At 63.2% G+C, this 4,553-nt stretch carries 6 protein-coding genes and 1 pseudogene; 4 read left to right on the top strand and 3 right to left on the bottom strand.

Annotated elements, in window-relative coordinates; translation table 11 throughout:
• A partial coding sequence (locus QZ213_RS24955; RefSeq protein WP_291688741.1) for an MBL fold metallo-hydrolase occupies window positions 1–780 on the top strand: 780 nt, incomplete at its 5' end.
• 6 nt (window positions 781–786) lie between these two features.
• Complete coding sequence (locus QZ213_RS24950) at window positions 787–1,269, top strand: CinA family protein (RefSeq protein ID WP_291688740.1); 483 nt, start codon at window positions 787–789, stop codon at window positions 1,267–1,269.
• Window positions 1,270–1,368: 99 nt separating this feature from the next.
• Here the strand turns inward: QZ213_RS24950 and QZ213_RS24945 are convergent, their stop codons facing one another.
• On the bottom strand, window positions 1,369–1,674 hold the full coding sequence (locus tag QZ213_RS24945; RefSeq protein WP_291688739.1) for a hypothetical protein: 306 nt from the start codon (window positions 1,672–1,674) through the stop codon (window positions 1,369–1,371).
• Window positions 1,675–1,871: 197 nt separating this feature from the next.
• Between QZ213_RS24945 and msrA the strand changes: the two genes are divergently transcribed.
• Together msrA and QZ213_RS24935 are read left to right on the top strand one after the other, a co-directional pair.
• Complete coding sequence (gene msrA, locus QZ213_RS24940; protein WP_291688738.1) at window positions 1,872–2,423, top strand: peptide-methionine (S)-S-oxide reductase MsrA; 552 nt, start codon at window positions 1,872–1,874, stop codon at window positions 2,421–2,423.
• 119 nt (window positions 2,424–2,542) lie between these two features.
• Complete coding sequence (locus QZ213_RS24935; RefSeq protein ID WP_291688737.1) at window positions 2,543–2,809, top strand: hypothetical protein; 267 nt, start codon at window positions 2,543–2,545, stop codon at window positions 2,807–2,809.
• Window positions 2,810–2,903: 94 nt separating this feature from the next.
• Here the strand turns inward: QZ213_RS24935 and QZ213_RS24930 are convergent, their stop codons facing one another.
• On the bottom strand, window positions 2,904–4,229 hold the full coding sequence (locus tag QZ213_RS24930) for an HlyD family type I secretion periplasmic adaptor subunit (protein WP_291688736.1): 1,326 nt from the start codon (window positions 4,227–4,229) through the stop codon (window positions 2,904–2,906).
• A pseudogene (locus tag QZ213_RS24925) lies at window positions 4,226–4,553 on the bottom strand (type I secretion system permease/ATPase); the annotation flags it as partial. The gene QZ213_RS24930 and the pseudogene QZ213_RS24925, both read right to left, overlap by 4 nt.

Raw genomic sequence — 4,553 nt, 5'->3', positions numbered from 1 at the left:
GACGGCATCATCATGGTGGACGGCGAGTTCGCGCCGCTGCACGACAGGATCAAGGCCGCCATCGCGCTCCTCTCCAACCAGCCGATCAAATACCTCATCAACACCCATTTCCACGGCGACCATACCGGCGGCAACGAACCCTTCGCCAGGGACGGCGCGACCATCGTCGCCCAGGACAACGTCAAGAACCGGCTGGCCGCCGGCACCACCAACGGCCTGACCGGCGCCAAGACCCCGCCGGCGCCGAAGGACGCATTGCCGTCCGACACCTATACGAATTTTTCCAAGATCAGGCTGCCCGGCCGCGTCGCCGATCTCAAGCACATCGCCAACGCGCATACCGACGGCGACACCTATGTCTGGTTCAAGACCGCCAACGTGCTGTCGACCGGCGACACCTTCACCAACGGCCGCTATCCCAACATCGATTTCGCCAATGGCGGCAACATCAAGGGCATGATCGCGGCCACCGACGCCTATCTCAAGCTGACCAACGCCAGGACTCGCATCGTGCCGGGCCACGGGCCGATCGCCGACAAGGCGGCGCTGATCGAATACCGGACCATGCTGGTCACCGCGCGCGACCGCATGGCAAAGCTGGTGCAGGAGGGAAAAAGCGAAGACGACGCGGTGGCCGCCCAACCGTTCGCCGATCTCGATGCGAAATGGGCGCCGACGGAATTGGCCGGCAAGAATTTCATTCGCGTGGTCTATCACTCGCTTGCCGACAAGCCGGAGAGCAAGCCACCATTGCTGAAGCGAATCCTCCACAGGAGTTGAGGGTAGATGAAGGACCTCGTTGCCATCGCCGAGAAGATCGCCGCAAAACTGATCGAGCGAAAACAGACCATCGCGATTGCGGAATCCTCGACCGGCGGCTTGATTTCGGCAAGCCTGCTCGCGGTGCCCGGTGCGTCGGCCTATTTCCTCGGCGGCGGCGTGATCTATACGCGCGACGCGCGGCGGATCCTGATGGATATCCCGGACGACGCGATGAAAGGAATCCGCTCGGCCTCGGAGCCCTACGCGAAATTGCTGGCGAGCCAGATCCGCCAGCGCTTTGCCACCGACTGGGGCCTGTCGGAAACCGGCGCCACGGGACCGACCGGCAACCGCTACGGCGACGCCGCCGGCCATAGCTGCATGGCGGTCGCGGGGCCGGAGTCGCACGTGATCACGCTGGAGACCGGCAGCAGCGACCGGCTTGCCAACATGCGGGTGTTTGCGGGTACGGCGCTGAATCTGCTGCTGCAGAATCTGTCGCGGTAATTTTTCGCCGTCGTCCTGCGAAAGCAGGGACGACGTTGAGTGTGTCGCGTTCGCGATCACAACAAGCAGGGTCGTCATACCCCGCGGCAGCGCGATGGCTCACATGCCGCCGCCGCCGCCGCCACCGCCTCCGCCTCCGCCGCCGCCAGCTTGTCTGGACATTTCGAGATCTCTGTCCAAAGCAGTGGGTGCGGCAGGCGCGTAACCGAAAGCTCCGGGATAGCCGTTCTTCGAGCCTTTGGCTTGCATCTGGCGCGGCGCAGCGTAGCCGGAGACGCCACGGTGATGTTGCTGGGAGACCTTATGCTGCGGAGCCGGTGCTTTGCTTGCTACACCCTGGGCAAGCACGGCCGGTGCGGCGGCGATGAGAGCGGCGGCAGAAAGTGCGATGATCATTATCTTCACGTTCCAGTCCTCCCTCCTCGAAATAAGCCCGCGCAGCGGCCTGAAGTTAAACCGGTTCCGTGAACCGGCCACATCACGCTACGGTGAAGGTGCATGGCAGCCGTTCGCGGATAGTTGCGCTAATGCATGGTTCGGCCGCATTATGCGTCTTCGATAAAGCGTCGGGGGCGACGACCGCAAACCGAAGGAGGACAGGCATGACAGTCTCGACGGAACGCGCAGTCCTTGCCGGCGGCTGCTTCTGGGGGGTGCAGGATCTGCTGCGCCGCTATCCAGGCGTGATTTCAACCAGGGTGGGCTATACCGGCGGCGAGGTGCCGAACGCGACCTATCGCAACCACGGCAATCACGCGGAAGCCATTGAGATTATCTTCGATCCGCAGATCATCAGCTATCGAAAGCTGCTGGAATTCTTTTTCCAGATCCATGATCCCTCGACGCTGAACCGCCAGGGCAACGACCGCGGAGCGAGCTACCGCTCGGCCATCTTCTATACCAGCGACGAGCAGAAGCGGGTCGCGGAAGACACCATTGCGGATGTCGATGCGTCGGGCCTTTGGCCGGGCAAGGTCGTCACCGAGGTGGCACAAGCCGGGCCGTTCTGGGAGGCCGAATCCGAGCATCAGGATTATCTGGAGAAATATCCTGACGGCTACACCTGTCACTTCGTTCGGCCGGACTGGAAGCTGCCGCACCGGGCGGAGAAAGCTCAATCAGGCACGAGCGGAGTAGCCGCTGGCGCGCCCTGAATTGGCATCGGTGGCGCTACGGCGCGGCAGCTTCCTGTCCAGCGGCTTCTTCAGACCATCAACTTTTGACACATTTGGCGGCAAGATTCACTTGCCGAATCATTTGATCGATGGTGCGCATGGCGATGCCACACGACTGGCCCAACAGCTCCGTTCCTGAACCGACCAAGGATCAAGTCCCCGTCGACGACTTCTTTGCGTCCAGGCTTGCCGATCGCATCCGAATGGACGATTGGCGCAAGAAACTGACTGTTATCCGGGGCGAAATACTCGAAATCGCCGAACAGGGCTCGCAGCAAGGTTTAGTGGACCTGAGACGGGAAACGCTGGAGCTTGCCCGAACACTCGAGCGGCTGGAGGCGTTGCTGGGCCTGAAAGCGCCTTAGTGAGGCATGGTTCGGTCACTGGAAGAAGCTGTCGCGGTGATCATTCGACAATTGGTCGTCGTCCCTGCTTTCGCAGGGATGACGATCGAGAGAATCACTTCTCCCGGAACGCGCGCATCAACTGGTCGCTGAGCGGCTTGATCAGATAGGACAGCATGGTGCGGTCGCCGGTCTGCACGAAGGCTTCGACCGGCATGCCGGGGATCAGCCTGGCGTCGCCGAGACGGGCGAGCTCCTCAGGCGGCATCGAGACGCGGATCGTGTAATAGGATTGCCCGGTGCGCTGGTCGGTGGTGACGTCGGGCGAGACGCGGGTGACGACGCCGTTCAGTTCCGGCGTGGTGCGCTGGTTGAAGGCCGACAGCCGCAACAGCGTCTTCTGGCCGATCTGCAGCTTGTCGATATCCTGCGGGTTGACCTTGGCTTCGACCCGAAGATCGTCGCTTTGCGGGACGATCGTCATGATGGCGTCGCCGGCGGTGATCACCCCGCCGACGGTATGAACCTGGGATTGCAGCACCATGCCATCCTGCGGGGCGCGGATGTCGGTGCGCCGCAACTGGTCTTCGGCCGTGACCTTGCGCTCGACATATTCGCCGATCTTGTCGTTGGTCTCGCGCAGATCCTTGGAGACGTCGCTGACCATGTCCTTGTCGACCTGGATGATCTGCAGCTCGGTCTCGGTGATCTTGCCCTTGGCCTGCGCGCGCGATGCGATGTATTGCGCCCGCTCGCCGTTGAGCCTGGCCGCGTCGCGCTCCAGCGTGGTCAGGCGCGTCAACTGTATCAGATGCTGATCATAGAGCTGGCGGACCCCGGTCAGCTCCTTTTCCACCAGCGCGATTTCCTGATTCTTCGCCGTCTCCTGCGCGGTCAGGCCGGCGATCTCTTCATTCAATTGCGTGATGCGCTCGTGCAACTGCGCCTTTTGTCCGATCCTGCCGGTGACGCGTACCTCGAACAGTTTGGTCTCGCTGGCGATGACGGTCTTGACGTCGGGATCGTCGGCGCGGTCGAGCAGCATCTTGGGAAACACGATCTTGTTGAGGCCCTGCTGTTCGGCCTGTAGCCGCGCCGCCCGCGCCCACAACCCGTCGAGATTCTTGGTGACGATCGCGAGGTTGGCCTTGGTGACGGTGTCGTCGAGCCGCACCACCACCTGGCCGGCCTTGACCAGATCGCCGTCGCGCGCAAGCACTTCGCCGACGACGCCGCCGGTCGGGTGCTGCACCTTCTTGACGTTCGATTCGACGACGATCTGTCCCGGCGCGATCAGCGCGCCCGAGATCTCCGCCGTCGAGGCCCAGCCGCCAAGCCCCCCGGCCAGAACGACGATGATGGCGAGCCCGATCACCAGATGCAGCTGGATCGATTTCTGCGCTCCCTGCTTCTCGCTGCCGCCCATGATTTGGCTGATCATGATTTGGCTATCCCGCCCTCGGAAACGATCTTGATCGGCGTCGGCGGCGCGACCCGCTGCAGCACCTGCCCGAGCACGGTTTCCTTGGGACCGAAGGCCTGCATGCGGCCGTCCTTCAGGACCAGGAGCTGGTCGACGCCCTCGATGCCGATCGGCCGGTGCGCGACCACCACCACGATGGCGCCGCGCTCGCGCGCGGCGCGAACCGCCCGCGTCAGCGCCTCATCGCCCTCGGTGTCGAGATTGGAGTTCGGCTCGTCGAGCACGATCAGGAACGGATTGCCGTACAGCGCCCGCGCCAGCGCCACGCGCTGCGCCTGGCCG

This window comes from Bradyrhizobium sp., assembly GCF_017881085.1.
Taxonomy (GTDB): domain Bacteria; phylum Pseudomonadota; class Alphaproteobacteria; order Rhizobiales; family Xanthobacteraceae; genus Bradyrhizobium.
Note: the sequence above shows the minus strand (reverse complement) of the source record. Positions and strands in the feature narration are given on the sequence as shown.

What these genes read in the sequence shown, in the direction of transcription:
- QZ213_RS24935 (WP_291688737.1), top strand. Translation starts at nt 2,543, where the DNA reads ATGGCGATGCCACACGACTGGCCCAACAGCTCCGTTCCTGAACCGACC.
- QZ213_RS24930 (WP_291688736.1), bottom strand. Translation starts at nt 4,229, where the DNA reads ATGATCAGCCAAATCATGGGCGGCAGCGAGAAGCAGGGAGCGCAGAAA.
- QZ213_RS24950 (WP_291688740.1), top strand. Translation starts at nt 787, where the DNA reads ATGAAGGACCTCGTTGCCATCGCCGAGAAGATCGCCGCAAAACTGATC.
- msrA (WP_291688738.1), top strand. Translation starts at nt 1,872, where the DNA reads ATGACAGTCTCGACGGAACGCGCAGTCCTTGCCGGCGGCTGCTTCTGG.